This is a genomic window from Streptomyces sp. NPDC058326, assembly GCF_042879855.1.
In the GTDB taxonomy this organism is placed as follows: domain Bacteria; phylum Actinomycetota; class Actinomycetes; order Streptomycetales; family Streptomycetaceae; genus Streptomyces.
Genome location: NZ_JBHVZO010000004.1, coordinates 575,170 through 601,894 on the forward strand (window position 1 = coordinate 575,170; position 26,725 = coordinate 601,894).

Annotated in this window: 28 protein-coding genes; 18 read left to right on the plus strand and 10 right to left on the minus strand. The window is 73.1% G+C overall.

Annotated features, from left to right (window positions below):
* Positions 1-49: 49 nt before the first annotated feature.
* Entirely contained in the window at positions 50-433 is a 384-nt protein-coding gene (locus tag ACFVYX_RS11385; protein ID WP_318212558.1) for a cold-shock protein, read from the minus strand.
* Positions 434-574: 141 nt separating this feature from the next.
* Here ACFVYX_RS11385 and ACFVYX_RS11390 point away from each other — a divergent pair, with 141 nt between their 5' ends.
* Positions 575-853 (plus strand): hypothetical protein, encoded by a 279-nt coding sequence (locus ACFVYX_RS11390; RefSeq protein ID WP_389681078.1) that lies wholly within the window; start codon positions 575-577, stop codon positions 851-853.
* Here the strand turns inward: ACFVYX_RS11390 and ACFVYX_RS11395 are convergent.
* Entirely contained in the window at positions 841-1,479 is a 639-nt protein-coding gene (locus ACFVYX_RS11395) for an HAD family hydrolase (RefSeq protein ID WP_389681079.1), read from the minus strand. The two genes, ACFVYX_RS11390 and ACFVYX_RS11395, sit on opposite strands and share 13 nt — an antisense overlap.
* Before the next feature lie 113 nt (positions 1,480-1,592).
* On the opposite strand from ACFVYX_RS11395, the gene ACFVYX_RS11400 reads away from it, so the two are divergent.
* From ACFVYX_RS11400 to ACFVYX_RS11410, 3 genes are read left to right on the plus strand one after another with little or no spacing between them, the layout of a single operon-like run.
* A complete protein-coding gene (locus ACFVYX_RS11400; RefSeq protein ID WP_389681080.1) occupies positions 1,593-2,597 on the plus strand; it encodes a FecCD family ABC transporter permease in 1,005 nt (334 codons plus the stop codon).
* Positions 2,598-2,646: 49 nt separating this feature from the next.
* Positions 2,647-3,702 (plus strand): FecCD family ABC transporter permease, encoded by a 1,056-nt coding sequence (locus tag ACFVYX_RS11405; protein ID WP_389681081.1) that lies wholly within the window; start codon positions 2,647-2,649, stop codon positions 3,700-3,702.
* Entirely contained in the window at positions 3,699-4,505 is an 807-nt protein-coding gene (locus tag ACFVYX_RS11410; RefSeq protein WP_389681082.1) for an ABC transporter ATP-binding protein, read from the plus strand. Before ACFVYX_RS11405 ends, ACFVYX_RS11410 begins: the two co-directional genes overlap by 4 nt.
* Before the next feature lie 679 nt (positions 4,506-5,184).
* Here ACFVYX_RS11410 and ACFVYX_RS11415 read toward each other — a convergent pair.
* Positions 5,185-6,081, minus strand: coding sequence for a hypothetical protein (locus ACFVYX_RS11415; protein ID WP_389681083.1), 897 nt, complete (start codon positions 6,079-6,081; stop codon positions 5,185-5,187).
* Between the two features lie 72 nt (positions 6,082-6,153).
* On the opposite strand from ACFVYX_RS11415, the gene ACFVYX_RS11420 reads away from it, so the two are divergent.
* The gene (locus tag ACFVYX_RS11420) at positions 6,154-8,688 is read left to right on the plus strand and encodes a helicase-associated domain-containing protein (protein ID WP_389681084.1); all 2,535 of its coding nucleotides are present in this window, start codon (positions 6,154-6,156) and stop codon (positions 8,686-8,688) included.
* A gap of 165 nt (positions 8,689-8,853) precedes the next feature.
* Complete coding sequence (locus tag ACFVYX_RS11425) at positions 8,854-10,494, plus strand: DNA repair helicase XPB (RefSeq protein WP_389681085.1); 1,641 nt, start codon at positions 8,854-8,856, stop codon at positions 10,492-10,494.
* Positions 10,495-10,503: 9 nt separating this feature from the next.
* On the opposite strand, the gene ACFVYX_RS11430 is transcribed toward ACFVYX_RS11425, so the two are convergent.
* Positions 10,504-10,914, minus strand: a complete 411-nt coding sequence (locus ACFVYX_RS11430; protein ID WP_389681086.1) for a hypothetical protein — start codon at positions 10,912-10,914, stop codon at positions 10,504-10,506.
* Positions 10,915-10,963: 49 nt separating this feature from the next.
* Positions 10,964-11,152: a hypothetical protein gene (locus tag ACFVYX_RS11435; RefSeq protein WP_389681087.1), complete on the minus strand. Its 189-nt coding sequence runs from the start codon at positions 11,150-11,152 to the stop codon at positions 10,964-10,966.
* Positions 11,153-11,402: 250 nt separating this feature from the next.
* Here ACFVYX_RS11435 and ACFVYX_RS11440 point away from each other — a divergent pair, with 250 nt between their 5' ends.
* Complete coding sequence (locus tag ACFVYX_RS11440; RefSeq protein WP_389681088.1) at positions 11,403-13,466, plus strand: HelD family protein; 2,064 nt, start codon at positions 11,403-11,405, stop codon at positions 13,464-13,466.
* 108 nt (positions 13,467-13,574) lie between these two features.
* A complete protein-coding gene (locus ACFVYX_RS11445) occupies positions 13,575-14,147 on the plus strand; it encodes a dihydrofolate reductase family protein (protein WP_389681089.1) in 573 nt (190 codons plus the stop codon).
* A gap of 6 nt (positions 14,148-14,153) precedes the next feature.
* On the opposite strand, the gene ACFVYX_RS11450 is transcribed toward ACFVYX_RS11445, so the two are convergent.
* From ACFVYX_RS11450 to ACFVYX_RS11460, 3 genes are all read right to left on the minus strand, one after another.
* On the minus strand, positions 14,154-15,062 hold the full coding sequence (locus ACFVYX_RS11450) for an aminoglycoside phosphotransferase family protein (RefSeq protein ID WP_389681090.1): 909 nt from the start codon (positions 15,060-15,062) through the stop codon (positions 14,154-14,156).
* Positions 15,063-15,240: 178 nt separating this feature from the next.
* A complete protein-coding gene (locus tag ACFVYX_RS11455) occupies positions 15,241-15,930 on the minus strand; it encodes a copper homeostasis protein CutC (RefSeq protein WP_389681091.1) in 690 nt (229 codons plus the stop codon).
* 52 nt (positions 15,931-15,982) lie between these two features.
* The gene (locus tag ACFVYX_RS11460; protein WP_389681092.1) at positions 15,983-16,954 is read right to left on the minus strand and encodes a hypothetical protein; all 972 of its coding nucleotides are present in this window, start codon (positions 16,952-16,954) and stop codon (positions 15,983-15,985) included.
* Between the two features lie 186 nt (positions 16,955-17,140).
* Between ACFVYX_RS11460 and ACFVYX_RS11465 the strand changes: the two genes are divergently transcribed.
* From ACFVYX_RS11465 to ACFVYX_RS11475, 3 genes are all read left to right on the plus strand, one after another.
* Complete coding sequence (locus ACFVYX_RS11465; RefSeq protein ID WP_389681131.1) at positions 17,141-17,422, plus strand: heavy-metal-associated domain-containing protein; 282 nt, start codon at positions 17,141-17,143, stop codon at positions 17,420-17,422.
* A 72-nt stretch (positions 17,423-17,494) separates the two neighbouring features.
* Entirely contained in the window at positions 17,495-19,762 is a 2,268-nt protein-coding gene (locus ACFVYX_RS11470) for a heavy metal translocating P-type ATPase (protein ID WP_389681093.1), read from the plus strand.
* A gap of 38 nt (positions 19,763-19,800) precedes the next feature.
* Positions 19,801-20,082, plus strand: coding sequence for a metal-sensitive transcriptional regulator (locus tag ACFVYX_RS11475; RefSeq protein WP_384873482.1), 282 nt, complete (start codon positions 19,801-19,803; stop codon positions 20,080-20,082).
* Between the two features lie 79 nt (positions 20,083-20,161).
* Here ACFVYX_RS11475 and ACFVYX_RS11480 read toward each other — a convergent pair whose 3' ends face one another.
* On the minus strand, positions 20,162-20,317 hold the full coding sequence (locus ACFVYX_RS11480; protein WP_389681094.1) for a hypothetical protein: 156 nt from the start codon (positions 20,315-20,317) through the stop codon (positions 20,162-20,164).
* An 82-nt stretch (positions 20,318-20,399) separates the two neighbouring features.
* Here ACFVYX_RS11480 and ACFVYX_RS11485 point away from each other — a divergent pair, with 82 nt between their 5' ends.
* From ACFVYX_RS11485 to ACFVYX_RS11515, 7 genes are all read left to right on the plus strand, one after another.
* On the plus strand, positions 20,400-20,789 hold the full coding sequence (locus ACFVYX_RS11485) for a BlaI/MecI/CopY family transcriptional regulator (RefSeq protein WP_389681095.1): 390 nt from the start codon (positions 20,400-20,402) through the stop codon (positions 20,787-20,789).
* Positions 20,786-21,697, plus strand: coding sequence for a M56 family metallopeptidase (locus tag ACFVYX_RS11490; RefSeq protein ID WP_389681096.1), 912 nt, complete (start codon positions 20,786-20,788; stop codon positions 21,695-21,697). The genes ACFVYX_RS11485 and ACFVYX_RS11490 overlap by 4 nt, the downstream gene beginning before the upstream one ends.
* 145 nt (positions 21,698-21,842) lie before the next feature.
* A complete protein-coding gene (locus ACFVYX_RS11495; RefSeq protein WP_389681097.1) occupies positions 21,843-22,322 on the plus strand; it encodes a GNAT family N-acetyltransferase in 480 nt (159 codons plus the stop codon).
* Between the two features lie 158 nt (positions 22,323-22,480).
* Positions 22,481-23,374 carry an SAM-dependent methyltransferase gene (locus ACFVYX_RS11500; protein ID WP_389681098.1) on the plus strand — a complete coding sequence of 298 codons (894 nt, stop codon included), beginning with the start codon at positions 22,481-22,483 and terminating at the stop codon, positions 23,372-23,374.
* A 179-nt stretch (positions 23,375-23,553) separates the two neighbouring features.
* Entirely contained in the window at positions 23,554-23,994 is a 441-nt protein-coding gene (locus ACFVYX_RS11505; RefSeq protein WP_389681099.1) for a Fur family transcriptional regulator, read from the plus strand.
* 114 nt (positions 23,995-24,108) lie between these two features.
* Complete coding sequence (locus ACFVYX_RS11510) at positions 24,109-25,128, plus strand: LuxR C-terminal-related transcriptional regulator (RefSeq protein WP_389681100.1); 1,020 nt, start codon at positions 24,109-24,111, stop codon at positions 25,126-25,128.
* 123 nt (positions 25,129-25,251) lie between these two features.
* Entirely contained in the window at positions 25,252-26,307 is a 1,056-nt protein-coding gene (locus ACFVYX_RS11515) for a LuxR C-terminal-related transcriptional regulator (RefSeq protein WP_389681101.1), read from the plus strand.
* A 117-nt stretch (positions 26,308-26,424) separates the two neighbouring features.
* Here ACFVYX_RS11515 and ACFVYX_RS11520 read toward each other — a convergent pair whose 3' ends face one another.
* Entirely contained in the window at positions 26,425-26,676 is a 252-nt protein-coding gene (locus ACFVYX_RS11520) for a hypothetical protein (protein WP_389681102.1), read from the minus strand.
* Positions 26,677-26,725: the final 49 nt, after the last annotated feature.

The window sequence follows — 26,725 nt, forward strand, 5'->3', positions numbered from 1 at the left end:
CCGCGTCTGAGCTCGACCGCGTCTGAGCTCGACACACGTCTGAGCTCGACTACACGTCGAGCTGGTCCGCCACCGCGCGCAGCAGGCCCGCGATCTTCGCGCCCTGGGTCTTCTCCGGGTAGCGGCCCCGCTCAAGGGCCGGCGTGATGTTCTCCAGGAGCGTCGTCAGGTCCTGCACGATGGACGCCAGTTCGTCGGGCTTACGGCGCTGCGCCGCGGCGACGGACGGAGTCGGGTCGAGGATGGTGACGGACAGCGCCTGGTCGCCGCGCTGACCGGCGACGACCCCGAACTCCACCCGCTGCCCCGGCTTCAGGGCGTCGACTCCGGCAGGGAGCACCGACGAGTGGACGAAGACGTCGCCGCCGTCGTCCCGGGAGAGAAAGCCGAAGCCCTTCTCACTGTTGAACCATTTGACCTTGCCGGTAGGCACGTCTGTCCTCGTCCTCGTACTCGTCGTCGGGTATGGCGAACAGCGGGTCCACCGACCCGCCGGCACCAAGGCTAATGGCCCGGAGGCCGGTGACAAGACGGTGCCGGTGTGTTCCTGTGGCCTGGGAACTACCCTGGCCGGATGCGTAGTGAAACCCCTGCAGCACCGGAGAACGACAGCGCTCCGGGTGACGGCCTCGTCAGGGCCGGTGTGATCCTCTTCGCCGTCGGCGCCGTGGCGACGCTGGTCACCGTGGCTCCGCTGTTCCTCGGCACCGACCCGTTCCCCACCGTCGCGTACACCGTCTCCATGCTGATGGGGGTCGGGTTCGCCGTCGCCGCCGCCGGTGTGCTGCGGTCGATCGCCGCCCAGCGGCGGCAGGCGCGGGGCGGCGCCGACACGCCGGTTCAGGCCAGGTAGCCCTCCCACCAGCCGCGGAAGTCCGTCAGGTCCGTGAGGACCACGTCCGCGCCGGCCTGCTTCAGCTCCTCGGCGGCGCAGGGGCCGGTGGCGACGGCCACCGAGAAGGCACCGGCCGTGGCCGCGCCGCGGACGTCGCCGACGTGGTCGCCCACATACACCTGGGCGCCGTGGGCGCGCAGGGCCTCCGCCTTGCCCTCGGCCCACAGGCCGCCGGCGACCGCGTCCGGCTCGATGCCGAGGTGGGCGAGGTGCAGCTCGGCGTGCGGGCCGTTCTTCGCGGTGACGACTATCGTGCGCGCGCCGGCCTCGCGGACGGCCTCGACGGCGTCCCGGGCGCCCGGCATCGGGTGCGAGGGCTCGATGGCGTACGTGGGGTACAGCGCCCGGTAGCGGGTCACCATCTCCGGGACATGCTCCTCGGGGAACCAGTACGCCATCTCGTGTTCGAGGGGCGGGCCGAGGCGGGTGACGACGAGGTCCGCGTCGATCGCGGCGCCGGTCTCGGCCGCGAAGGCCTCCCAGGCCGCCTTGATGCCGGGGCGGGTGTCGATCAGCGTCAGGTCGAGGTCGAAGCCGACGGTCAGCGGGGACGCGGGGGCGGAGGGGGTCGCGGTGGTCGTCATGGGGCCATTCTGCGGGACCTCCGGCCCCCGGCGTTCGAATCTCGGTGCTGCTTACACTGAGCCAAGCCTTACCGAACCCCGCTCCGCCCTCTGCACCACCCGATGGGTCCCTGATGCCAGCCGCTTTCCGTACCAGACGGGTCCTCGCGACCTCGGCGGCTCTCGTCGCCCTCCTCCTCGCCGTCCTGCTCAGCCTCGCCGTCGGCGCCCGCGCCATCGCCCCCTCCACGGTGTTCGACGCCCTGCTGCACGGCGGCACGAGCCCCGACGCCGAGGTCGTACGGCAGCTGCGCGTCCCCCGCACCCTCATCGGGCTCATGGTCGGCGCCGCGCTCGCCCTCGCCGGGACCGCTCTCCAGGGCATCACCCGCAACCCGATCGCCGACCCCGGCATCCTCGGCATCAGCCAGGGCTCCTCCGTCGGCGTCGTCCTCGCCATCGCCTTCTTCGGGGTGCACAGCCTCACCGGATACGTGTGGTTCGCCTTCGCCGGAGCCGCGCTCGCCGCCGTCGCCGTCCACGCCATCGCCTCCGGCGGGCGCGGCGGGGCCACGCCCGTGAAACTGGCGCTCGGCGGGGCCGCGATCAACGCGCTGCTGCTCTCCGTCACCACCGGCATCCTCACCACCAAGGCCTCCGCGCTCGACGAGTTCCGGTTCTGGCAGATCGGCTCCCTCGACGGCCGCGACGCCCAGATCGTCGGCCAGATCTGGCCCTTCCTGCTGCTCGGCACGGTCCTCGTCGTCTCCGTGGCCCGCGGCCTCGACGCGCTCGCGCTCGGCGAGGACGTGGCCAAGGGGCTCGGGCAGCGGGTCGCGACCGTACGGATCGTCGGCGGGATCGGCGCGACCGTCCTCACCGGGGCGGCCGTGGCGGCCGCCGGGCCCGTCGCGTTCGTCGGCCTCGCCGTCCCGCACATCGCGCGGGCCGTCGTCGGCTCCGACCACCGGTGGGTACTTCCGATGGCCGCGGTCATCGGGCCGGTGATGCTGCTCGTGGCCGACGTCACCGGACGGATCGTGTTCCCGCCGGGCGAGGTGCCGGCCGGGGTGATGACCGCGCTGATCGGGGTCCCGTTCCTCGTCACCCTCGTACGCCGGAAGGCGGTGCCCGCGTGAGCGCCTTCCCGTTCGCCGTCACCCTCGTACGCCGGAAGGCGGTGCCCGCGTGAGCGCCCTCGATGTGCGTCCCGCCGGGTACGGGATCCTGCGCGCCCGGCGCGCCTCCTTCCTGCTCCACCGGCGCTCCGCCCTCGTCGCCGTGGGCCTGCTGCTGCTCCTGGCCGCCGCCTCCGTCGCGTACCTCTGCGTCGGCGAACGGTTCGTCGGCCCCACCGAGGTCGCACGGATCCTGCTCGGGCAGCCGTCGCCGTCGGCGTTCGTCGTGGAGGAGCTGCGCGAGCCCCGGCTCGTCGTCGCCCTCGCCGTCGGCGCCGCCTTCGGGATCGCGGGCGCCCTCATCCAGACCGTCGCCCGCAACCCGCTCGCCAGCCCCGACATCATCGGCATCAGCCAGGGCGCCGGGGCCGTCACCGTCGCCGCGATGACCTTCGGCCTCACCTCGTACACCGTCCTGCCCTACCTGTCGATCGCCGGTGGTGTCCTCGCCGCCGCGCTCGTGTACGCGTTCGCGTGGCGCGGCGGACTGCACGCCACCCGGTTCGTCCTCATCGGCATCGGCTTCGCCATCGCCCTGCGGTCCCTCACCACCCTCTTCATGACCAAGGGCGACTACCTCGTCGCCCAGCAGGCCCAGATCTGGATGACCGGCTCCCTCAACGGGCGCGGCTGGGACGAGTCGGCGCCCCTCCGCTGGACGCTGCTCCTCATGCTGCCCGCCGTCCTGTGGGCGGCCCGCGCACAGCGGACCGTGTCCCTCGACGACGACACGGCGACCGCGCTCGGCGTCTCCCTCGGCCGGGTCCGCCTCGGGCTCGTCGCCGTCGGCGTCGTCCTCGCGTCCGTGGCCACGGGCGTCGCGGGCCCCGTCGACTTCGTGGCGCTCCTCGCCCCACAGATCGCCCGCCGTATGACGCGGACCGCGCAGATCCCGCTGCTCTGCTCGGCGCTGGCCGGCGCGGCGGTCGTGGTCCTCGCCGACCTGATCGGCCGGCGGCTCTTCTCCCCCGTCGAACTGCCGGTGGGAGTCCTCACGGCGGCGGTCGGCGCCCCGTATCTGATCTGGCTCATCGTGCGGAGCCGAGCTGTTGGAGGTAAGGCGTGAGCAGACTGCAGGCCCGCGAGCTGACGCTCGCCTACGAGGACCGCACCGTCGTCCACGACCTCGACCTCGCCGTCCCCGACGGCAAGGTGACCGTGATCGTCGGCCCCAACGCCTGTGGCAAATCCACCACCCTGCGGGCCCTCGGGCGGCTGCTCAAGCCGGCGGGCGGCGCGGTGCTCCTCGACGGGGAGGAACTGGCCAAGCTGCCGACGAAGCGGATCGCCCGCTCCATCGGGCTGCTTCCCCAGACCCCCGTCGCGCCCGAGGCGATCACCGTCGCCGACCTCGTCTCGCGGGGCCGCCAGCCGCATCAGGCCTGGTGGAAGCAGTGGTCCGAGGAGGACGAACGGGCCGTCTCCGACGCCATGTCCCGCACGGACGTGACCGCGCTCGCCGACCGGCCCGTCGACGCGCTCTCCGGCGGCCAGCGGCAGCGGGTGTGGATCGCGATGGCCCTCGCGCAGGAGACGGACCTGCTGCTCCTCGACGAGCCCACCACCTACCTGGACATCGCCCACCAGGTGGAGGTCCTCGACCTGGTCCGCCGGCTCAACCGGCTGCGCGGCCGCACGGTCGTCCTCGTCCTCCACGACCTGAACCAGGCCGCCCGGTACGCCGACCACCTCGTCGCCATGAAGGCGGGCCGGGTGGTGGCGGAGGGCCCGCCGGGCGAGATCGTGACGGAATCGCTGGTACGGGACGTCTTCGGGCTCCGCTCGGTGGTCGTACCGGACCCGGTGACGGGATCACCGCTGGTGGTACCGGGGGCGCCGTGGCACGCGGATGTGACGGTGGGGGGCTGAGGCCTTCCTGACGGGCCCGTCGCCCATGGGTCGGGGCGGGCCGCGCCCGTCGCCCACCCCGCGTGGGCACACGGGACGGCGCCCTTCGGCGGGCGACGCCTCCGGCCCTTGTGGCTGGACCCGCCGGCCCGTCGCCCCCCCCGTGTGGGCAATCGTCCCGCAGGGCGGGACGGGTGGGCACACGGGACGGCGCCCTTCGGCGGGCGCCTCCGCCCTTGTGCCTGGACCCGCCACCGACTTGTGCGGCGCACGACGGGTGCGGGTTCAGGCCCGGAAGCCTGGGCCCGGCAAGGGGCGCCGTTCCGTTGTGCCCACCCGTTCCGCCCCAGCGGAACAGATGCCCACAACGCGGGGCAGCGGGGAGGCACGGGTGGGCCCGCCCCAGCGGAACAGATGCCCACAACGCGGGGCAGCGGGGACGCCAAGGGTGGGCCCGGCCCAGCGGAACAGATGCCCACAACGCGGGGCAGCGGGGACGCCAAGGGTGGGCCCGCCCCAGCGGAACAGATGCCCACAACGGAGGTGGCGGGCGGCGCCACGGCGGAACCCACGCCCACAACGGGGGGCGGCACGGCGGAACCCACGCTCACAAACGCGGGGCGGCGGGGGCCGCACGGGTCAGGCCCGCTCCAGCGGGTCAGATGCCCACCACGGCGGGGGGCGGACCGGCGGCGGGGCTTCAGGGGCGGCGGGAGCGCCAGAGGAGGTAGGCCGCCGTGGTGATGGCCGCCGCCCGGAAGATCCACGGCCAGGTTTCCGAGATCGCCGCGCCCATCGCCTCCCCGCCCGTCGCCACCGGCTCGCCCCAGCGGCCCTCGACGCGGCCCCACAGCCAGGTGACACCCGACGCGGCGGCGAGGCCCGGGATCACCAGGACCGCGGTCCTGACCTCGCCGGGGGTGAGGCGGCGCGAGGCGTACGCGAGGAGCCAGCCCGCGGCCAGCGCGGGAAGCGAGCTGAAGATCGCGCCGCCGAGCAGCAGAAGCGCGGCAAGGAGCACGAAGGGGTTCCTGAGGCGGAGGCGGGAGGCCGCGGTCCCCTCGGGGCCGGGGGCCGGGGCAGGGTCCTGTTCCGGCCGCGCCTTCGTCGCGGGCCCGCCGCGACGGAGCAGGAGCGCTCGGGCCGGCCGGCGGCGCTTGCCCGGCGCGGGCTCCGGCTCGTGGCCCTCCGGCTCCCCCTCCTCCGGCTCGTCCGGCTCCGGCGGTGCGAAGAGGTCCGGGCGTTCGACGCCGCCCACGAAGCCCGGCAGGGCCTCGGCGGTGTCGGTCCGCCACCACTCCGGCTCGCTCTCGTCCCCGTCCGGAACCTCGGGTTCTCCCTCGCGTGGCTTCGGCACCGCCGCCGCGCCCGGGCCTCCGACCCGTTCCACCACCTCGTCCGGCGTGCCGAGCGCCCCGAGGATGCCGCGCACCTCCGACGGGCTCTCCTCGCCGTGCGTGGTGCGGCGGCGGTCGATCTCGTCCCGCAGCGTCGACACCAGCCGCATCCGGTCGCTCGCCGGCAGCTGCCGCTGTTGTGCCAGATCGCCGACCCGGCTCAGGTAGTCGTAGACCAACTGGTCGCTCTCGATGCCCACGGTGCCCCTCCACGGCCGGTTCGCCCGGTACGGCCCGACGTTAGCGCCTGCGCAGCGGCTAACGTGGTCCGGATGGGGATCGGTGAGCTCGACCGGGAGGCGCACGTGCCCGAGGTAACTGGCGCCGCCACGGCGCCCCGCACGCTCGCGGAGGCGCTGCGCGCGCGGGGCGACGAGGGGCTCGCCGCGCTGCTGCGGGCCCGGCCGGACCTGCTGAGTCCCGTGCCGAACGACCTGACGCAGCTGGCGACCCGCGCCGGTACGCGGGGTTCGGTGGTGCGTGCCCTGGAGCGGCTCGACCGGTTCGCGCTCCAGACGGCCGAAGCGCTCGCCGTCGGCCCCGACCCGACCCCGTATCCCGTACTCCTGGCCCTGCTGTCCGGCGACGAGGGCGACCCGGCGGTCGAGGCGGCGCTGCCGGGCGCGGTGGCGCTGCTGCGCGAGCAGGCGCTCGTGTGGGGCGAGGACGACCGGCTGCGGCTTGTGCGGACGGCGCGGGAGCTGCTCGCGCCCTCGGCGCAGCACCCGTCGCCGACGGGGCTCGGGCCGACGGTCGCGGAGGCGACGTCGGGGATGTCGCCGGGCCGGGTGCAGGAGATCATCGCGGCGGCGGGGCTGCCCACGACGCACGATCCGGTGTCGGCGGTGGCGGCGCTGACGGAGCTGTTCACCGACCGGGACCGGATGGGCGCGCTGCTCGACACGGCGTCTCCGGACGCGCTCGGCGTCCTGGACCGGCTGGTGTGGGGCCCTCCGTACGGCGAGGTGACCTCGGACCCGGCGCCTCCGGTGCGCTGGCTGCGCGACCGTGGCCTGCTGCTCCCGGTGTCGGCGCGGACGATGGTGCTGCCGCGCGAGGTGGCGCTGCATCTGCGGGGCGGGCGGGCGCACCGGTCGCCGGAGCCGGTGCCGCCCGAGCTGGGGGTGCTGCGCGAGTACCGCCCACAGGTTGTGGACAGTGCGGCGGCCGGTCAGGCGCATGTGGCGCTCGCGACGGTCGAGGAGCTGCTGAAGTCCTGGGACCGGGGCGGTCCGCCGGTGCTGCGCGCGGGCGGGCTCGCGGTGCGGGACCTGAAGCGGACCGCGGCGGCCCTGGACGTCACGGAGGAGACGGCCGCGTTCTGGCTGGAGCTCTGTTACGGGGCGGGGCTGCTCGCCTCGGACGGTGAGGCGGACGAGCGGTACGCGCCGACGCCCGCCTACGACGACTGGCTGGACCTGCCGCCCGCCGAACGCTGGGCGCTGCTCGTCACTCCCTGGCTGACGGCGACCCGTACGCCGGGCCTGGTCGGCGGCCCGGACGCGAAGGGCCGTACGCTCGCCGCTCTCGGCCCGGACCTGGACCGGGCGCCGGCGCCCGAGGTGCGGCACCGGGTTCTGGAGCTCCTGGCGACGCTGGCGCCGGGCGCGGCGGCCGACCCGGAGACGCTGTTGGCGCGGCTGCGCTGGGAGCGGCCCCTGCGGGGCGCCTCGCAGGTCGCTTCCGAGGGGGCCGGGACCACGGATCTGCGGTCGCGGCTCGCCCGCTGGACGCTCGCGGAGGCGGAGTTCCTGGGGCTCACCGGCCGGGGCGCCCTGTCGGGTCCGGCGCGGGCGCTGCTCAACCTGCCCCTGGCGGAGGCCGCCGCCCCCGCCGACCACGGTGGCGGCGTCGAGCTGTCGGTGGCGGCGGCGCGGGCGGCGACCCTGCTCGCGCCGCTGCTTCCCGAGGCCGTCGACCATGTCCTCCTCCAGGCGGATCTGACGGCCGTCGCGCCGGGGCCGCTGCGGCGGCCGCTCGCGGACGCGCTCGCGGTTCTGGCGGATGTCGAGTCGAAGGGTGGCGCGACGGTCTACCGGTTCACGCCGGGGTCCGTCCGGCGTGCGCTCGACTCCGGGCTGACGGCCTCGGACCTGCACGACTTCCTGAAGGCGCATGCCCGTACGCCGGTGCCGCAGCCGCTCGCGTACCTCGTGGACGACGTGGCGAGACGGCACGGACATCTGCGGGTGGGGGCGGCGTCCGCGTATGTGCGGTGTGATGACGACACGGTCCTCGGGGAGATCCTGGCGGACCGGCGTTCGGCTTCGCTCGGTCTGCGGAGGATCGCGCCGACGGTCCTGGCGGCGCAGACGGACCCGGTGTCGCTGCTCGACGGGCTGCGGTCGATGGGGTACGCGCCGGCCGCCGAGTCGGCGGAGGGCGACGTCCTCGTCACCCGCGCCGACGCGTACCGCACGCCCGCGCGTACGGCCCCCGTGCCCGTCCCCGACGGGCCGCCCGCGCCGGACACGACCCTGCTCGGCGCGGCGGTACGGGCGATCCGGGCGGGCGACCGGGCGGCGACGGTGGTTCGGAAGGAGCCGGCGGTGGCGACGGCGGCGGGCGCCCTGCCCCGCACCTCCGCCGCCGAGACCCTGGCCACCGTCCAGGCGGCGGCGATGACCGGCTCCGCGGTCTGGATCGGCTACGTCAACGCGGAGGGCGCGGCGAGCCAGCGGGTCATCGCCCCGGTGCGGGTGGAGGGCGGCTTCGTGACCGGGTACGACCACACGGCGGACGAGGTCCGCACGTATCCGCTGCACCGCATCACGGGGGTGGCGGAGCTGGCGGACGACCAGGTGTAGAGGGCCGGCCGCCGCGCGTCCTGCCACGGATCTCACCTCGCGCCGCGTCGTACACCTGTCATACAGCTGTCGTACGAGCGAGCCACGTCCCGCGCGCGACCATGCTGCACACTGGAGGATTGGCCGTTACGGGAACGGCCGGGTGCCGGAAGGACCTGATCACACGTGAGTGGACCGCTCATCGTCCAGAGTGACAAGACCCTGCTCCTGGAGGTCGACCATGAGCTCGCCGACGCCTGTCGGCGGGCCATCGCGCCGTTCGCGGAGCTGGAGCGGGCGCCGGAGCACATCCACACGTACCGGCTGACGCCGCTCGGCCTGTGGAACGCGCGGGCCGCCGGGCACGACGCCGAGCAGGTCGTCGACGCGCTCGTCGAGTACTCGCGCTATCCCGTGCCGCACGCACTGCTCGTCGACATCGCCGAGACCATGGCACGGTACGGGCGGCTCACCCTGTCCAAGCACCCCACCCACGGGCTCGTCCTCACCAGCACCGACCGGCCCGTCCTGGAGGAGATCCTGCGGTCGCGGAAGGTGCAGCCGCTGGTCGGGGAGCGCATCGACGCCGACACCGTCGCCGTGCATCCGTCCGAGCGCGGGCAGATCAAGCAGACGCTGCTCAAGCTGGGCTGGCCGGCCGAGGACCTCGCCGGGTACGTGGACGGCGAGGCGCACCGGATCGACCTGGCCGAGGACGGCTGGGCCCTGCGCCCGTACCAGAGGCAGGCCGTCGAAGGCTTCTGGCACGGCGGTTCCGGGGTGGTCGTGCTGCCCTGCGGTGCGGGGAAGACGCTGGTCGGGGCGGGGGCCATGGCGCAGGCCAAGGCGACCACGCTCATTCTCGTGACCAACACCGTGTCCGCCCGGCAGTGGAAGAGCGAGCTGGTGAAGCGGACCTCGCTCACCGAGGACGAGATCGGCGAGTACAGCGGGACGAAGAAGGAGATCCGGCCGGTCACCATCGCCACGTACCAGGTGCTCACGACCAAGCGGAAGGGCATCTACCCGCACCTGGAGCTCTTCGACTCCCGCGACTGGGGCCTCATCGTCTACGACGAGGTGCATCTGCTGCCCGCGCCCGTCTTCAAGTTCACCGCCGACCTCCAGGCCCGGCGACGGCTCGGCCTCACCGCGACCCTCGTGCGGGAGGACGGGCGGGAGTCCGACGTCTTCTCGCTGATCGGGCCCAAGCGGTTCGACGCGCCGTGGAAGGAGATCGAGGCGCAGGGGTACATCGCGCCCGCCGACTGCGTCGAGGTCCGGGTGAACCTGACCGACTCGGAGCGGCTCGCGTACGCGACCGCCGAGGCCGAGGAGAAGTACCGCTTCTGCGCGACGACGGCGACGAAGCGGAAGGTGACGGAAGCCCTGGTAAAGCGGTTCGAGGGGCAGCAGATCCTCGTCATCGGGCAGTACATCGACCAGCTCGACGAACTGGGCGAGCACCTGGACGCCCCCGTCATCAAGGGCGAGACGTCGAACGCGCAGCGGGAGAAGCTCTTCGACGCGTTCCGCACCGGCGAGATCAGTGTGCTCGTGGTGTCGAAGGTCGCGAACTTCTCGATCGACCTGCCGGAGGCGACCGTCGCGATCCAGGTGTCGGGCACCTTCGGCTCGCGGCAGGAGGAGGCCCAGCGCCTCGGCCGGGTGCTGCGGCCGAAGGCCGACGGACACCAGGCGCACTTCTACTCGGTGGTCGCCCGCGACACCATCGACCAGGACTTCGCGGCGCACCGCCAGCGGTTCCTGGCCGAACAGGGGTACGCGTACCGGATCGTCGACGCGGACGAGCTGCTGGGGCAGTGACCTGGGCGCTCAGTCCATCAGGGCAAGGAGCGGGCCCGCCGCCCCCAGGCAGTACTGGGCGGTGACCAGCGCGCGGCGGGGTGACACCAGGGCCGCCACGCCCGCGACCGCCCCGAGGGCCACGGCCCAGAATCCGGCCGCGATGAGGACGCCGCCCGTACCGTCGCCCTCGACGGCGTCACTGAGGGTGACCATGGCGGTGAACACCAGACAGGCGAGGAGGAAGACCAGCCCGCCGGCCGCGGCGAGGCGCAGCCCGAAGGTGTACGGGGCGGGCGACGCTTCCGGGGCGGTCGCGGCCGGGGCCGGAGTCGGGGCGGTCGGAGCCGGGGCGGGCGCGGCCGGGGAGGTCTCGGCCGGAGTCGGGGCGGGCGCGGCCGGGGCGGGCTCGTCCGGGGTCGGGGCGGGCGTCGTCGTCATGTGCTGATCCCATCAGGCGCGACGGCGGCGCCGGCAGACGTTCCCGTACTCAGTCGGGGCCGGGGGCGTACTCAGGGCGCGGGTTCCTGACCCCCGCCCCGGGCGGGCCGTAGTCGCCGAGGAGGACGACTCCGGCCGCGGCGCCGCCGAAGGCGCGGATCGCGCGCAAGGCGGTGCCGAGGTGGCGGACTCGGGGCCGGGGGATCGTGGTCGCGGAGGTGAACGTCGTCGCGGTCATACCTCCATGATGGAATCCGGACATTCCGAACACATCGCTCTCGGGAGTGAACCGGGGACGGACCCGGCTCCGACGTGAGACGGAGCCCGTCCCCTACGGGGCGGACGGGCGGCGAATCCGTTCGCCCCGAACCCGCACAGGAGTTACACTCGCCAGCTTCCCCGCCTCCCTCCGTGGAGAGCCGCCGCCCGGCCGGAAACCGGCGGCCACCTCGTCGTGTCCGCGTATCCACCTGCCCGGAGGCTTCACCGTGTCCGTATCCGACGATCCGCGCGCCGCTCACCCGGCAGTTCCGCCGGCCGGCGACCCGCTCGCGCGGGAACGCGCCCATCTCGCCTCCTCCCGCGCCGCCCTGCGCGCGATGCGCGAGGACGTCGAGGCGCTCGACATCAAGGACGTCACGGCGAACTGGGTCAACGCCGTCGTCCTCGGACGGCAGATCGAGGACCGCATCAAGGCACTCGCCGACCTCTCCGGGCTTCCGCTGTTCTTCGGGCGCCTCGACTACCTCCACACCACGCAGGAGGGGCAGCGCTTCTACATCGGGCGGCGGCACGTCCACGACGCCGACGGCGACCCGATGGTGATCGACTGGCGCGCGCCGGTCTCACAGCCGTACTACCAGGCGTCGAAGAAGGACCCGCAGGACGTCGGCCTCCGCCGCCGCTTCGGGTACACGGGCGGCGAACTCACCGCGTACGAGGACGAGCACCTGTCCGATCCGGAGGAGCTGGAGACGACCAGCCGGCTGCTCCAGGCGGAGATCGAGCGGCCCCGCGTCGGCCCGATGCGGGACATCGTCGCCACGATCCAGCCGGAGCAGGACGGAATCGTCCGGTCCGGTCTCTCCGGGACCGTGTGCGTGCAGGGAGGCCCCGGCACCGGCAAGACGGCCGTGGGCCTGCACCGTGTCGCGTACCTCCTGTACGCGCACCGCGAGCGGCTCGCCCGCACCGGCACCCTGGTCATCGGACCGAACCGGTCCTTCCTCCACTACATCGAGCAGGTCCTTCCCGCGCTCGGCGAGCTGGAGGTCAGGCAGGCCACGGTCGACGACCTCGTCGCGCACGTCGAGGTGCGGGGCACGGACGAGGCGGCGACGGCGGTCGTCAAGGGCGACGCCCGGATGGCGGAGGTGCTGCGCCGGGCGGTGCGTTCCCACATCACGCTGCCCACGGAGCCCCTGATGGTGGTGCGCGGCTCACGCCGCTGGCGGGTGCCCGCGTACGAACTGGAGGAGATCGTCCGCGAGTTGGCGGACCGCGACATCCGGTACGGGGCGGCCCGCGAGGCACTGCCGCAGCGCATCGCGCACGCCGTCCTGGTCCGGATGGAACAGGCCGGCGAGGCACCCGACGACCGGGTGCAGAACACGGTCGCGCGGAACACGGCGGTGAAGGCGGTCGTGAAGGAGTGCTGGCCGCCGGTGGAACCGGAGAAGCTGGTGCTCCGGCTGCTCTCGGACCCGGAGTTCCTCGCGGAACACGCCGAGGGGCTGCTCACCGGGGACGAGCAGAAGCTGCTGCTGTGGGCGAAGCCGGCGCGGAGCGTGCGGACGGCGAAGTGGTCGGCGGCGGACGCGGTCCTCATCGACGAGGCGCGGGACCTGGTGGAGCGGACGCACTCGCTCGGTTATGTGGTCCTCGACGAGGCGCAGGACCTGTCGCCGATGCAGTACCGGGCGGTGGGCCGGCGCTGCACGACCGGCTCGGCGACGATCCTGGGCGACCTCGCGCAGGGGACGACGCCGTGGGCGACGGGGAGCTGGGCGGAGGCGCTCGGGCACCTCGGGAAACCGGAGGCGGTGGTGGAGGAGCTGACCGCCGGTTTCCGTGTGCCGCGCGAGGTGATCGCGTACGCCTCCCGGCTCCTTCCGCACATGTCGCCGGGCCTCGCGCCGGTCGAGTCGGTCCGTGAGAACCCCGGTTCCCTCGCGGTACGCCCCACGGACACGCCCGACGAGGACGTGGTCGCGGCCTGCGTCGAGTTCCTGGCCCAGGAGGGCTCCATCGGCCTGATCGCGGCGGACGCCCGGATCGCCCCGCTGGCGGAGGCCCTGACGGCCGCCGGGCTCGCGTACCTCTCCCCTGGCGAGGAGACGACGGCCGAGTCCCGGCTGACCCTGGTTCCGGCCTCGCTCGCGAAGGGCCTGGAGTACGACTACGTGGTGCTGGACGAACCGGCCGCGGTCGTCGACGGCGAACCGGACGAACGGACGGGTCTGCGGCGCCTCTACGTGGCCCTGACCCGCGCCGTCTCCGGCCTGACGGTCCTCCACTCGGCGCCGTTGCCACGGCAGTTGGGGCACGTGTGAGCCAGGCCGGGGGCCCTGCGGTCCGGGACCGATGAGTTTCCACGCGGTCTGCGGTCCTAGGGGGTGTTGTTGGCGAGTACCAGTCATGAACCTCACGGGAGAACCCAGATGCGCACCCTGATCAGCTCCGCCTTCGTCTCGCTCGACGGCGTCGTGGAGGCACCCGGTGGCGAGGCCGGCTACCGGAACGCGGGCTGGACCTTCAAGGACATGGAGTTCGTCCCCGAGGCGTACGCCGTCAAGGGCCGGGAGCAGGAGGAGGCCACCGCGATGCTGTTCGGCCGCGTCAGCTACGAGGCGTTCAGCCCCGTCTGGCCGGACATGGAGGACTTCGCGGGGTACAGGACGATGCCCAAGTACGTCGTGTCCACGACCCTCTCCGAGAGCGACCTGGTGGACAACTGGGGCGAGACCACGATCCTGCGCTCGCTCGACGACGTCGCCGCGCTGAAGAAGACCGAGGGCGGGCCGATCATCATGCACGGCAGCGCTTCGCTGGGCCGCGCCCTTTCGGACGCCGGCCTGATCGACCGCTACCACCTGCTCGTCTTCCCGCTCCTGCTCGGCGCGGGCAAGCGGCTGTTCAGCCAGACGGACAAGGACACGCAGAAGCTGAAGCTCGTCGAGCACGAGGCGTACTCCAACGGCATGCAGCTGAACGTCTTCGACGTCGTGCGTTAGGTCCGGTCAGCGCGGTGTCGCGTACTCCGCGAGGGCCTCGGTGCGCGTGCGGCGGGCGACGGCCGCGAGGACCGGGTTCGTGTCCCGGTAGTACGCCTCCGTCACCAGGCCCCAGGCCAGCGCCCAGCCCCGCCCGCGCGCCCAGGTCGCGTCGTCGGCCCCCGCGGCCTCGCGGAACAGCGGGCGGGTGCCGGCGGTGAGCAGGGTCCAGGCGGGCATCATGTCGCAGGCCGGGTCGCCCGTACCGAGGCCGCCGAAGTCGATGACGGCGCTGAGCCGGCCGTCGCGGCCGAGCAGGTTGCCCGGCAGCAGGTCGCCGTGGATCCAGACGGGCGCGCCGTCCCACTGCGGGAGCCGCAGGACGGCCTCCCAGGAGGCGAGGGCCAGTTCCGCGTCGACGGCGCCGTCGGCCGCGAGCTCCCGGACGGCGCCCGGCAGGTTGCCGTCCTCCCACGCGGTGACCGGGCCGCCCCGGAAGGAGGCGGGCCCGCCGCTCGCGTCGACGGCGCGCAGGGCGGCGCCGAAGCGGCCGAGCGCGACGGCCGCGTGGGCGAGGTCGGTGAGCGGTACGTCGTACGTGTCGTCGCCGTCGAGCCAGCGGTAGACGGACCAGGGCAGCGGGAACTCCGCGCTCGCCCCGGCCCGCCCGGCCGGGACGGGGACGTCGAGCGGCAGGTGCGGGGCGAGCAGGGGCAGCCAGCGCTGCTCCTTCTCGACGTGGCGCGCCGCGTACGGGACGCGGGGCAGCCGTACGACGAGGTCGTCGCCGAGCCGGAACATCGCGTTGTCCGTACCGGCGGAGTCCACGGCCCGCACGGGAAGGCCTGCCCACTCGGGGAACCGCCCGGCGACGAGCCGCTCGACGAGCGCGGTGTCGACGGGGAGTTCGCCGGGTTGCATGGGGGTGGCTGCCATACCGGGCAGGCTAGCCATCGCCCTTGGGCCGGGGCCACGCGTTTTCCGCACGGCGCCGCCGGACTTCCGGCTTCCGGCTCCCGGCTTCCGGCTCCCCGGCTCCCCAGGGCAGGCTTCCGGCATCCCCCGGGGCACACCTCCGGCATCCCGCTCCGAGGGCAGCGATCCCCCGGCAGGTCTACGCGTCCAGTGCCTCGCGCCAGACGCGGACCGCCGCGGAGGAGACCGGGCGCGCCCAGCCCTGGGGGCGGGCCGCGCCGCCGATGTGGAAGGCGTCGAGGCCCGCCGCGCGGAGTTCCGGGAGGTGGTCGAGGCGCAGTCCGCCGCCCACGAGGATCCGGGCCTCGTAGCCGGGCTCGCCCGTGCGGGCGGCCTCGGCCTTGAGGGTGGCCAGGCCGTCGTCGACGCCGGTGGCCGCGCCGGCGGTCAGGTACGTGTCGAGGCCCGGCAGGTCGGCGAGGCGCTTGCGCAGCCCGTCACGGTCGGCGGCGCGGTCGATCGCCCGGTGGAAGGTCCAGCGGCAGCCGTCGAAGACGGTGACGAGCCGCTCGACGGCCACCAGGTCGGGCTCGCCGTCCGGGGTGAGGAAGCCGAGGACGAACTCGGTGGCGCCCGCCGCGCGGAGTTCCTCCGCCCGGCGGACCAGGGCGTCGGTGTCGCCGGCCGCGAAGCCGTCGGCGAGACGGATCATCACGCGCAGCGGGATGTCGACGGCAGCCCGGACGGCGACGAAGGACGCCGTGGACGGGGTGAGCCCGTCCGCCGCCATGTCGGTGACGAGTTCGAGCCGGTCGGCGCCGCCGGTCTGGGCGGCGACCGCATCCTCCTCGTCGAGGGCGATCACCTCAAGGACTGCACGGTTGCTCATCGAAGCCCATTTCTCCATAAATGACGGCTACAGGTCTAGTCCAATGACCAGCCTAGCCGTGCGTGTGGCCTCCCGCATCGTGCGTGGCCTCACCAGCCGAGGGAACAGGGGCCCCGGCGCCGCCCGCGGTGACCGTGAAGGCCGCCGTCCGGACCTTGCCCTCGTGCTGGAAGTCGAGGAACAGACGGTACGCGCCGGCGCTGGGTGCCGTCGCCGTGAAGGAGACGTCGGGGCCGGGGCCGCCCTCGTTCGGGTGGACGTGGAGGTAGGCGAGGTCACCGGCGCGGAGGGCGACGAGGTGCCCGTACGCCCCGAGGTACGGCTCCAGGTCGGTGACGGGCTTCCCGCCCTTGCTGACGGTGAGCCGGAGCTCGCCGGCCTTGCCCGGGTTCAGGGTGCCGCCGAGCCGGACCTGGTAGCCGTCGACGTTCGCGGTCGGGGCGACGGCGGGCAGCGGCTTCGGGGTGTACGCGCCGGGGACGGCGAGGTCGGCACCGAGCGTGATGCCCTTGGCTCCGGGCGCGGCGGGCTTGAAGTCCGCGAAGGCCTTGTAGCCGCCGGCGGCGGGAAGGTCGACGGGGGTCGTCCAGGTGCCGTCCGCGGCCTTCACGGGGTGCAGGTGCCGGAAGGTGCCGAGGTCGCGCGAGGCGACGATGAAGTGCAACTCCTTGCCGTGCTCGGTGGCGAAGGCGGTGACCTTCTTGCCCGCCGCATCCTTGACGGAGAACTTCAGGACGCTCTTGCCCGCGGCGGGCGTCGGGGTCTCCATGGCCAGCGTGTAGCCGTCCTGGGAGACCTGGAGGCCGCCGGGGAGGTTCGCGGCGGCCGGTGCGTCCTTGGCCGCGCCCTCCTCGTGGCCGGCGTGCCCGTCGGGCGCGCTCCTGGCGGGGGCGGCCGCATGGCCGCCGTGTTCCGCCTTCTTCGGCTCGTCGATGGGGCCGACCCCCTTGCCGACCCCGTACGCGGTCCCGAAGGTCGCGGCGAGCGCGGCGGCAAAGGCAGTGATCTTCACTCCGGTGTTCATGACTGCTCTCCCGTACATGAGGGGTGGCGCGGGTTCTCGTCCGATGCACTTCACCATACCCCCAGGGGGTATCAAGTCAAGTCGGGGATCCGCTTGCGCCGAATACCACTGGGGGGTATACATGGAGCCACGACCAGATACCCCCCGAGGGTATCCGGTGAAGTGGAACCGACCGAGGAGGAAGCCATGGGCTCCTGCTGCACCCCCGACAACAGCTGCTCGACCACGGAGACCGCCGCCGTCGCGGTCGCCGACAGCACCGCCACGGTCTACGCCGTCTCGGGCATGACCTGCGGCCACTGCAAGACCGCGATCACCACCTCCGTCAGCGCGCTCGCCGGCGTCATCTCCGTGGACGTCGACGTCGCCGGCGGCCTGGTGACGGTGACCACGGGCGGCGAGCCCGACGACGCCGCGATCACGGCGGCCGTCGACGACGCCGGCTACGAGCTCACCGGCCGCGCCTGATCCATCCCGGCCGCCGGGGCCCGCCCAGACACGGGCCCCGGCCCCCGAAGGCTTTGAAACGAGGAGCAGGAAATGACCACGACCACTCCGGGCACCGCCCAGGTCGAGCTCGCCATCGGCGGCATGACCTGCGCCTCGTGCGCGGCCCGTATCGAGAAGAAGCTGAACCGGATGGACGGGGTCGAGGCCACCGTCAACTACGCCACCGAGAAGGCGAAGGTCACCTTCGACGCCGACATCGACGTCGCCGAGCTGATCGCGACCGTCGAGGCCACCGGCTACACCGCCGCCGAGCCCGCGCCCCCGAAGACGGACACCCCCGGCGCCGCGGACGGCCCCACGGACGAGGAGAGGGCCGACGAGGAGCTGCGGCCCCTGAGGCAGCGGCTGATCACTGCCGTCACGCTCGCCGTGCCGGTCATCGCGATGGCGATGGTCCCGGCCCTGCAGATCGAGTACTGGCAGTGGCTCAGCCTCACCCTCGCCGCACCCGTCGTCGTCTACGCCGCCTGGCCCTTCCACAAGGCCGCCTGGACCAACGCCCGGCACGGCGCGGCGACCATGGACACCCTGATCTCGGTCGGCACGACCGCCGCGTTCCTGTGGTCGCTGTGGGCGCTGTTCTTCGGCACCGCCGGTACGCCGGGGATGACCCACCCCTTCGAGTTCACCATCGCCCGCAGTGACGGCGCCGGGAACATCTACCTGGAGGCCGCCGCAGGCGTCACCGCCTTCATCCTCGCCGGCCGCTACTTCGAAGCCCGCTCCAAGCGCAAGGCAGGCGCAGCCCTCAAAGCCCTGATGCAGCTGGGCGCGAAGGAGGTGACCGTCCTGCGGGGTGGCCGCGAGGTCACCGTACCCACCGCCGAACTCGCCGTCGGGGACCGCTTCCTGGTCCGTCCCGGCGAGAAGATCGCCACCGACGGCACCGTCGTCGAGGGCTCCTCCGCCGTCGACGCCTCCATGCTCACCGGCGAATCCGTCCCCGTCGAGGTGAGCGTCGGCGACTCCGTCACCGGCGCCACCCTCAACGCCGGCGGCCGCCTCGTCGTCGAAGCCACCCGCATCGGCGCCGACACCCAGCTCGCCCGGATGGCCAAGCTCGTCGAGGACGCCCAGAACGGCAAGGCCGCCGCCCAGCGCCTCGCCGACAAGATCTCCGCCGTCTTCGTCCCCATCGTCATCGCGCTCGCCCTCGGCACCCTCGGCTTCTGGCTCGGCACCGGACAGGGCCTGACCGCCGCGTTCACCGCCGCCGTCGCCGTCCTGATCATCGCCTGCCCCTGCGCCCTGGGCCTGGCCACCCCCACCGCCCTCATGGTCGGCACCGGCCGCGGCGCCCAGCTCGGCATCCTCATCAAGGGCCCCGAAGTCCTGGAAACCACCCGCAAGGTCGACACCATCGTCCTCGACAAGACCGGCACCGTCACCACCGGCCGCATGACCCTCATCAAGGTCCACACCGCCGCCGGCACCGACGAGACCGACGTCCTGCGCCTCGCCGGCGCCCTGGAGCACTCCTCCGAGCACCCCATCGCCCAGGCCGTCGCCACCGGCGCCGCCGCCAAGGTCGGCACCCTCCCGACCCCCGAGGACTTCGCCAACATCCCCGGTCTCGGCGTCCAGGGCGTCGTCGAGGGCCACGCCGTCCTCGTCGGCCGCGAAAAGCTCCTCGACGAATGGGCGATGGAACTTCCGCAGGCGCTGAAGTCCGCGAAGGACGCCGCCGAAAAGGCCGGCAAGACCGCCATCGCCGTCGCCTGGGACGGTCAGGCCCGCGCCGTCCTCGAAGTCGCCGACGCCATCAAGGAGACCAGCCCCGAGGCCATCCGGCGGCTGCGCGCCCTCGGTCTGACACCGATCCTGCTCACCGGGGACAACAAGGCCGTCGCCGAGTCCGTCGCCGCCGAGGTCGGCATCGACGAAGTCATCGCCGAAGTCATGCCCCAGGACAAGGTCGACGTCGTCAAGCGCCTGCAGGCCGAGGGCCGCTCCGTCGCCATGGTCGGCGACGGCGTCAACGACGCCGCCGCACTCGCCCAGGCCGACCTCGGCCTCGCCATGGGCACCGGCACCGACGCCGCCATCGAAGCCGGCGACCTCACCCTCGTCCGCGGAGACCTCCGCGCCGCCGCCGACGCCATCCGCCTCTCCCGCAAGACGCTCGGCACCATCCGCTCCAACCTGTTCTGGGCCTTCGCCTACAACGTCGCCGCCCTCCCCCTCGCCGCCGCCGGACTCCTCAACCCCATGATCGCCGGCGCCGCCATGGCCTTCTCCTCCGTCTTCGTCGTCGGCAACAGCCTCCGACTCCGCGGCTTCCAGGCCGCCGACCGCTGACGACCCGCCCTTCCCCGCCAATCTCCGAGGAGCCCGCCGTGGCCGGTTACGGACAGCACAAGGAAGACATCATCAGACGCCTGCGGCGCATCGAGGGTCAGGTCAGGGGGGTGCAGCGGATGGTCGACGAGGACGTCTACTGCATCGACGTCCTCACCCAGGTCTCCGCCATCAACGCGGCGCTCCAGTCCTGCGCGGTCGCCCTGCTCGACGAACACCTCAGCTGCTGCGTCACGGAGGCCATCGCCCAGGGCGGAGACCAGGCCAAGGCGAAGGTGGGCGAGGCGTCCAAGGCCATCGCCCGGCTCATCCGGACGTAGGGCCTGAAAGAGAGTCACCGCGAAAGGCCCCGGAAGGGGAGTCGGACCGAAGGGCCCCCCGAGGGGCCCTTCGGTGGTGTCAACCGCTCTTGCGTGCGGGACAGGCGGCGGACAGGGTGACGCTCAGCCGGAGACAGAGGCCGAGCAGTTGCCGGAGGAGCACCAGCTCCGCCGAACCGGCCGGACCGGCGTCACAGATCTTCGCGCAGGAGCCGTTCTTCATGAGGATCGACATCCCGCCAGCGTACCCCTAGGGGGTATACCTGGGCAGGGGAGGCGGCCCGTACGATGAGCCGCCCGTAGGGGAGGGGATGCACGTGCGCCGGCTGGGAGACCTGGAGGCCGAGATCATGGACCGGCTGTGGGCCTGGGAGCGGCCCGCCACGGTCCGCGAGATCGTCGACGACATCAACCGCGGACGCCGGGTCGCCTACACGACCGTGATGACGGTGGCGGACATCCTGCACCGCAAGGGCTGGCTCCGCCGCGAGAAGACCGGGCGTGCCTGGCTGTACGAGCCCGTCCGCAGCCGCGAGGAGTACACCGCGGGACTCATGCGGGACGCCCTCGGCGACAGCCAGGACCGCCCCGCCGCCCTCCTGCGGTTCGTCGAGGTCATCTCGGACGAGGACATGGACGCCCTCGACGCGGCCCTGCGCGCCGCCCGGGGCGACCAGGACCCGCAGCCCGGCGGGAGCGGCGCGTGAACCACCACGCCCTCGTCCCGCTCGGGCTCGTCGCCCTCACCGGATTCCTCCTGCCGTTACTCGTGGCCCGGGCGCGCTGGGCGCAGCAGGTCCCCCGGCTCGCCCTCGGGGTGTGGGCCGCGTGCGGCGCGGTCTTCGCCGGCGCGTCCGCCCTGCTGCCCGCGCAGATGGTCCTGTCGAGCGAGAGCAGTCACCGTCTGGCGGACATGATGCTCATGCTCCGTCCGCCCACCCCCGCCCAGCTCCTCGCCCTCGACGGGCGCGAGCTGGTCGCCCTCTCGCTCGCCCTCGCCGTCCTCTCGGTGCCCGCCGCCGCGTTCGTCCGCCGGCTGTTCCGGGCCCGGCGGGTGCGGGTGCGGCACGCGGGGGTGCTGCGGCTCGTGGGGCGGTACGACGCCGCGCTGCGGGCCACCGTCCTCGACGACGAGCGGCCCGCCGTGTACTGCCTGCCCGGCCGCTCGCGCCGGGTCGTCGTCTCCTCGGGCGCGGTGCACACCCTGACCCCGGCCCAGCTGGCGGCGGCGCTCGCGCACGAACGGGCGCACATCGCGGGGCGGCATCATCTTCTGGTCGCGGCGGCGGAGGCCTTCGCGGCCGTCTTCCCGCGCCTGCCGCTCGCGCGACACGGCGGGACCGCCGTACCGCTGCTGCTCGAAATGGCGGCGGACGACCGGGCGTTGCGGCGGTGTACGCGGGACGCTCTGGCCACGGCGCTCTACGCGCTGGCGTCGGGGCGGGCGCCCCGGTCGGCGTTCGCGGCGGGCGGCCCTTCGGCGGCGCTGCGGATGCGGCGCATCCTCACCCCGTACAGCGCGGGGCATCCCGTTCTCCGGGGGTTGCTGACCATCGGAGCGGGGGCGCTCGCGATGACGCCCTTGATCATTGCCTGCTGTTCCTTCCCCGGTTAATCGACACGGGTCGCCGGCCGACCTGCCGAACAGCCTTATTTACTAAGCGAATTCGTAGATTTCGCATCGGTCACGGACAACTTAATACCCGGCTATTGTGGGTATGTTGGGGCTCTGGCACGGCACGTCGAAGGGTACGAAACCAATGCAGCTGGCTGGCGTTCGGACGGCCGCGGCCGGTGACGCGACGACGATATCCAGGCTGCTTGCCGATGTCATTCGGAGCAGCTACACCGGAATCCTGGCCGAAATCCCGATGCGGCGGCTCATCTCCGCCCAATGCGCGCTCCCCCGCATACGTGCGGAAATTGAAATTCCGGGGGGTGCGCCCGGCTGGCTCGGCTGGCTCGTCGCGAGCGACGGTGAGGGCACGGTCGTCGGCGTCGCCGCGGGCGGCGTCCCGGTCCCGGGCGAGGGCGAGGTGTACGCCCTGGCCGTGGCATCCGGCTCCCGCCGCCGTGGCGTCGGTACGGCCCTGATCGCCGCCGCCACGGACCGGATGCGGAGCCACGGCGCCCGGGCCCAGCACGTGGAGCTCCCCGCGGAGGCCGACCCGGCCCTGCCCTTCTACACCCACCTGGGCTTCGCGGCCCTCTCCCCCAGACGCTTCAGCCGCGCACTCTGAACCAGGGGCGTGGCAGATCCACGCCATCGCGTGTTCACGCAGCCCGATCCGGTGGATCGGGGCTCCCTCACCAGGTCAGGATGGGCCCAGCGGCGCGGTCCCGGCGGCACGGGCACCCCGTCCGGACGGCATGGACCGAGCGAGCCCCTGGAGGAGCGATGCACACACCGAGCGGCCTTTCCCTGCCCGTCGTGCCCGCAGCGCTCGCGCCGGTCCTGCCGTCCCGATACGGCCGGGAGCAGGAGCCCGCCCCCGGGGCCGGCATCCGGGTCACCTCGGACACCCTCCCCGGGCTCGAATCCGTCTCCCCCGCCGACGAGGGATCCGTCTGGCTGCACGACGCCCTGCTCGGCCCGCACAGCGCGGACATCGTCCGGTACCTCAGCCTCGCCCGCTCCACCGGCGGACCCGTCCTCGACCTCGGCTCCGGCGCCGGGCGGCTCGCCGTCCCGTTCGCCCGGCACGGCTTCGCCGTGGAAGCCGTGGACCGGGACGCCTCGGCACTGGAGCGCCTCGAAGGCTGGGCCCGCCGGATCGGTCCGCAGGTGGCCGGGCTCGTCGTCACCCACCGGACCGACCTCACCGAACTGCGCCTCGACGGCAGCTACCGGCTCGCGCTGCTCGCGGGAGCGATGGTCACCGCCGTACCCCCGGCGCACCGGGCAGGACTGCTCCGGGAGGTCGCCTCCCATCTGGAGGCGGGCGGGGCGCTCGCCCTCGACTACACGGCGCACCAGCTGCCGGCGCTGATCGCGGAGCCGCGGCGGACCTGGGCGTTCCAGGTGCCCCGCTTCGACGGCATCGACGAGTGGGTGGTGGCCCGGCAGGTCTTCGACCTGCCGTCGATGAGCGAGCGGATCACGTACTACGCGGCGAGGACCGGCAAGCTCTCCACGGAGCGGGTCGTGCTGACCACCGACAAGTGGATCGTGGACCCCGAACGGCTCGCCGCCGAGCTGCACGCGGCGGGCCTGCACATCGAGGGCCGGCGGCGGCACCGGATCGACGAGCGGACCGAGTCCGTGCTGCTCGTGTGCAGGACGGACGAGTGACGGACGGCTCCGGACGGCATGGGCGCCACCGGACGGCACGGGCCGCCCCGGACGACTGACGGACGTCACCGGAGGGCCGGAGAACACCTGACGACGTCGACAGGCACCCTGACGAGGTTGACGGGCAAGAGGTACGATGCCTACAAAAGTTTGAGCCGACCAGGTGGCGGGCGGAGAAGATGGCAGTCGTGGAAGAGCTGACGGGCCGCGAGGCGGTGATCCAGCGCCTGCGCGACGTCGGGCTGCGGGTCACGGGCCCCCGCCTCGAAGTGCTCACGGTGCTCGCCGCCGGCGGCCATCTCGACGTCGAGGCGATCACCACGACCGCCCGCGAGCGCCTCGGCACGCTGACCAGCCAGGCCGTGTACGAGATGCTGCGGCACTTCCAGGAGACGGGCCTGGTCAGCAAGTTCGACCGGCCCGGCCTGCCCGCGGTCTTCGAGATCTCGGGCCCCGCGCACCAGCACGCCCTGTGCACGGTCTGCGGCCGCGTGGAGAACGTGGCGTCGGCCGCGCCCGCGCCGCCCGGGGGCGCCCTGTCCGAGTGGCGGGTGGACGACTCGGAGGTCGTGTTCAAGGGCCTGTGCCCCGACTGCCGGACGAGCGTTCCCGTCACCTGAGCCTTGTTCAACTCTGTGCGGCGCGTTCGAATGTGTGGCAGTGTCTAGCGGGGCGATTCAACGGGTCCGGGTGGACCGAGGGGAGTCTGCTGCGCAGTGTCCAGAAATACCGCCGTGCCGCGTGTGGGGGGCGATCAGGCTCTCGCCGTCTACCAGGAACTCCGCATCCGCCCGGATGCCACGTTCGACGAGGTCGCGGACCGTTTCGAGCTCTCCGCCGAGGACCGGGAGCGGTGCCGGGAGGAACTCGCCGCCCTGGGACTGACCGAGAGCACGGAAGCAGCACACGGAGCACCCCCGGCCCGAGCCGTCGTCGACCCCGATGTCGCCCTGCTGCGGCTGCTGCGCCGGGAGCGTGACCGGCTCCAGGAACGCCTGGCCGCGACCAGCCGCGCGCACACCGCCCTCGAAGCCCTGGCCGGGCCCTTCCTCCAGGCGGGCGCCACCCCCCGGGCCGAGATCGAGGTCGAGATCGTCGACTCCCCCGAGCGGGCCCGGCGCAGCGTCGCGGACCTGACGGACTCGGTACGCACGGCCGCGCACTTCATGCACACCGGCTCCGTCCGCCGCGAGGAGACGAACGGCGAGCTGGCGCGGGACCGGCTGTGGGCCGACCGGGGGATCCGGATCCGTGCCATGTACAGCCGGCGGGCCGGCTCGGTGCCGGAGATGGCGCAGCACCTGGAGGAGCGCGCCGCGGTGGGCGTGGAGATCCGGCTGTCCTCCGTCATCCCGATGAACATGGTGCTGGCCGACGACAACTTCGCGATGCTCCCGACCGATCCGTTCGACCCGTCGTCCCCGTCGATTCTCGCGCGCGGCTCCGGTCTGGTCCGGTCCTATCTGGCGCTGTACGAGTACTGCTGGACGGCGGCGGCTCCGTACGGTCAGGAGGCTCCGGCGGAGAAGGACGGCGACGGGCTCTCCGAGCAGCAGCGGGCGGCGCTCCTCATGCTCGCGTCCGGTATCAAGGACGAACAGATCGCCCGCAATCTCGGGGTCTCGCTGAGGACGGTCAGCCGTCTCCTGTCCGAGGTGATGCAGGAGTTGGGCGCGGCGAGCCGTTTCGAGGCGGGGGTGAAGGCGGCCCGGCTCGGCCTGCTCGACAGCGAGTGGAACGACCGCGCGCTGTAGGGCCTCCCCCGGAGGAGTCCGTATGACGCACGATGGGTGCGAGACCGGCATGACGGACCCCTCCGAGCCGTATGACAGGGTGAGGGCGGGGGGCGACTCGAGCGAACAGGGGGTCACTTCGCCATGATCACCAGAGGCGGCGGTACGGGAGAGCGGTCACCCGATCCTGTGGTGAACCTCTACCAGGAGTTACGCAGGCGAGGTGTGTCACGGCTCGACGAGGTGGGGGCCGAACTCCGGCTCGCACCTGAGGAGTACGAGCGATGTAGGACGGAGCTGACGGCGCTCGGTCTGATCGTGCCGACCAACCCCGCCCAGCACGCGGCCCGGGCGGAGTACGAGCGCGGCACGGGGCACCAGGACGGCGACACGTTCGCCGTGATCGACCCGGAGATCGCGATGCTCCGGCTGCTGCAGCGCGAGCGCGAGCAGCTGCGCGACCATCTGGACGAGGCGGACCGGGCGTACAGCACGCTGGAGACCCTGGCCGGGGCGTATCTGCGGGCCGGATCGCTCACGCGCTCGGACGCCGATGTGGAACTGCTCAGCGACTACCGGCGGATCCAGCAGGTCCTTGAGGACATCACCGATGTCATCCAGCACGGTCTGGCGTCGATGCACCTGACGTCGCTGAAGCGCGAGGTGGGGGAACGGGTGCTGAGCCGCGACCGGCGGCAGATCGACAACGGGGTGCGCGTCCGCGCCATGTACAGCGAGCAGGTCTGCACCTCGCCCGAGGTGGCGGAGCATCTGCGGCGGCGGGTCGAGGCGGGCGTGGAGGTGCGGATCGCCTCCGCGGTGCCCATGCCGCTGATCATCGCCGACGCCCAGTTCGCGGTGGTGCCGGTCGATCCGGCCGAGCCGGCGGCGGGCGCGGTACTGGCCCGGGGCCCTGCTCTCGTCCGCTCGTACCTGGCGCTGTACGAGCATTGCTGGCACACCGCCTCGCCGTACGGGGACCGTTCCGCCCCGGAGCAGGGTGGTGACGGTCTTTCGGAGCAGCAGCGGGCGGCGCTGAGCATGCTCGCCTCCGGCATGAAGGACGAGAAGATCGCACGCGGGCTCGGGGTGTCGCTGCGGACGGTGAGCCGCATGCTCTCGGAGCTGATGCAGGACATGGGCGCGACGAGCCGCTTCGAGGCCGGGGTGCGCGCCTATCGGCTGGGCTGGGTCGACTGACGGCCCCGAATCTCCCCCGTACGGCGGGGAATTACTTCGGATCAGTTCCGGCAATGAAAAATCAAAGGCTCCGTGGCTCCCGTTTCCGGGCAGCCACGGAGCCTTTTACCCGACGGCTCAATTGGCAGGTATCGAGGCCGGGGAGACACGGTCCCACTCGTTTCCGTTGGACGGGGACGGCGTGGGGGTGGGGGTGGGCGTCGCGGTCGTGGCGTCTTCCGTTCCTTCGGCCATCACGTGCTGGGAAGCGGAGGCCGATTCGGGGGCCGTCACGAGCGCCGCACCGCCCGCGACGGAGAGACAGGCAGCCGCGGCGACCGCGAACTGACGGACGATCTTGGGCATCCCCGTGGCGCGCTCAGCAGACATGTTTCCTCCAGGATTTGGAATGTCAATTCCGCCTTCCGGGGGCCCGTGC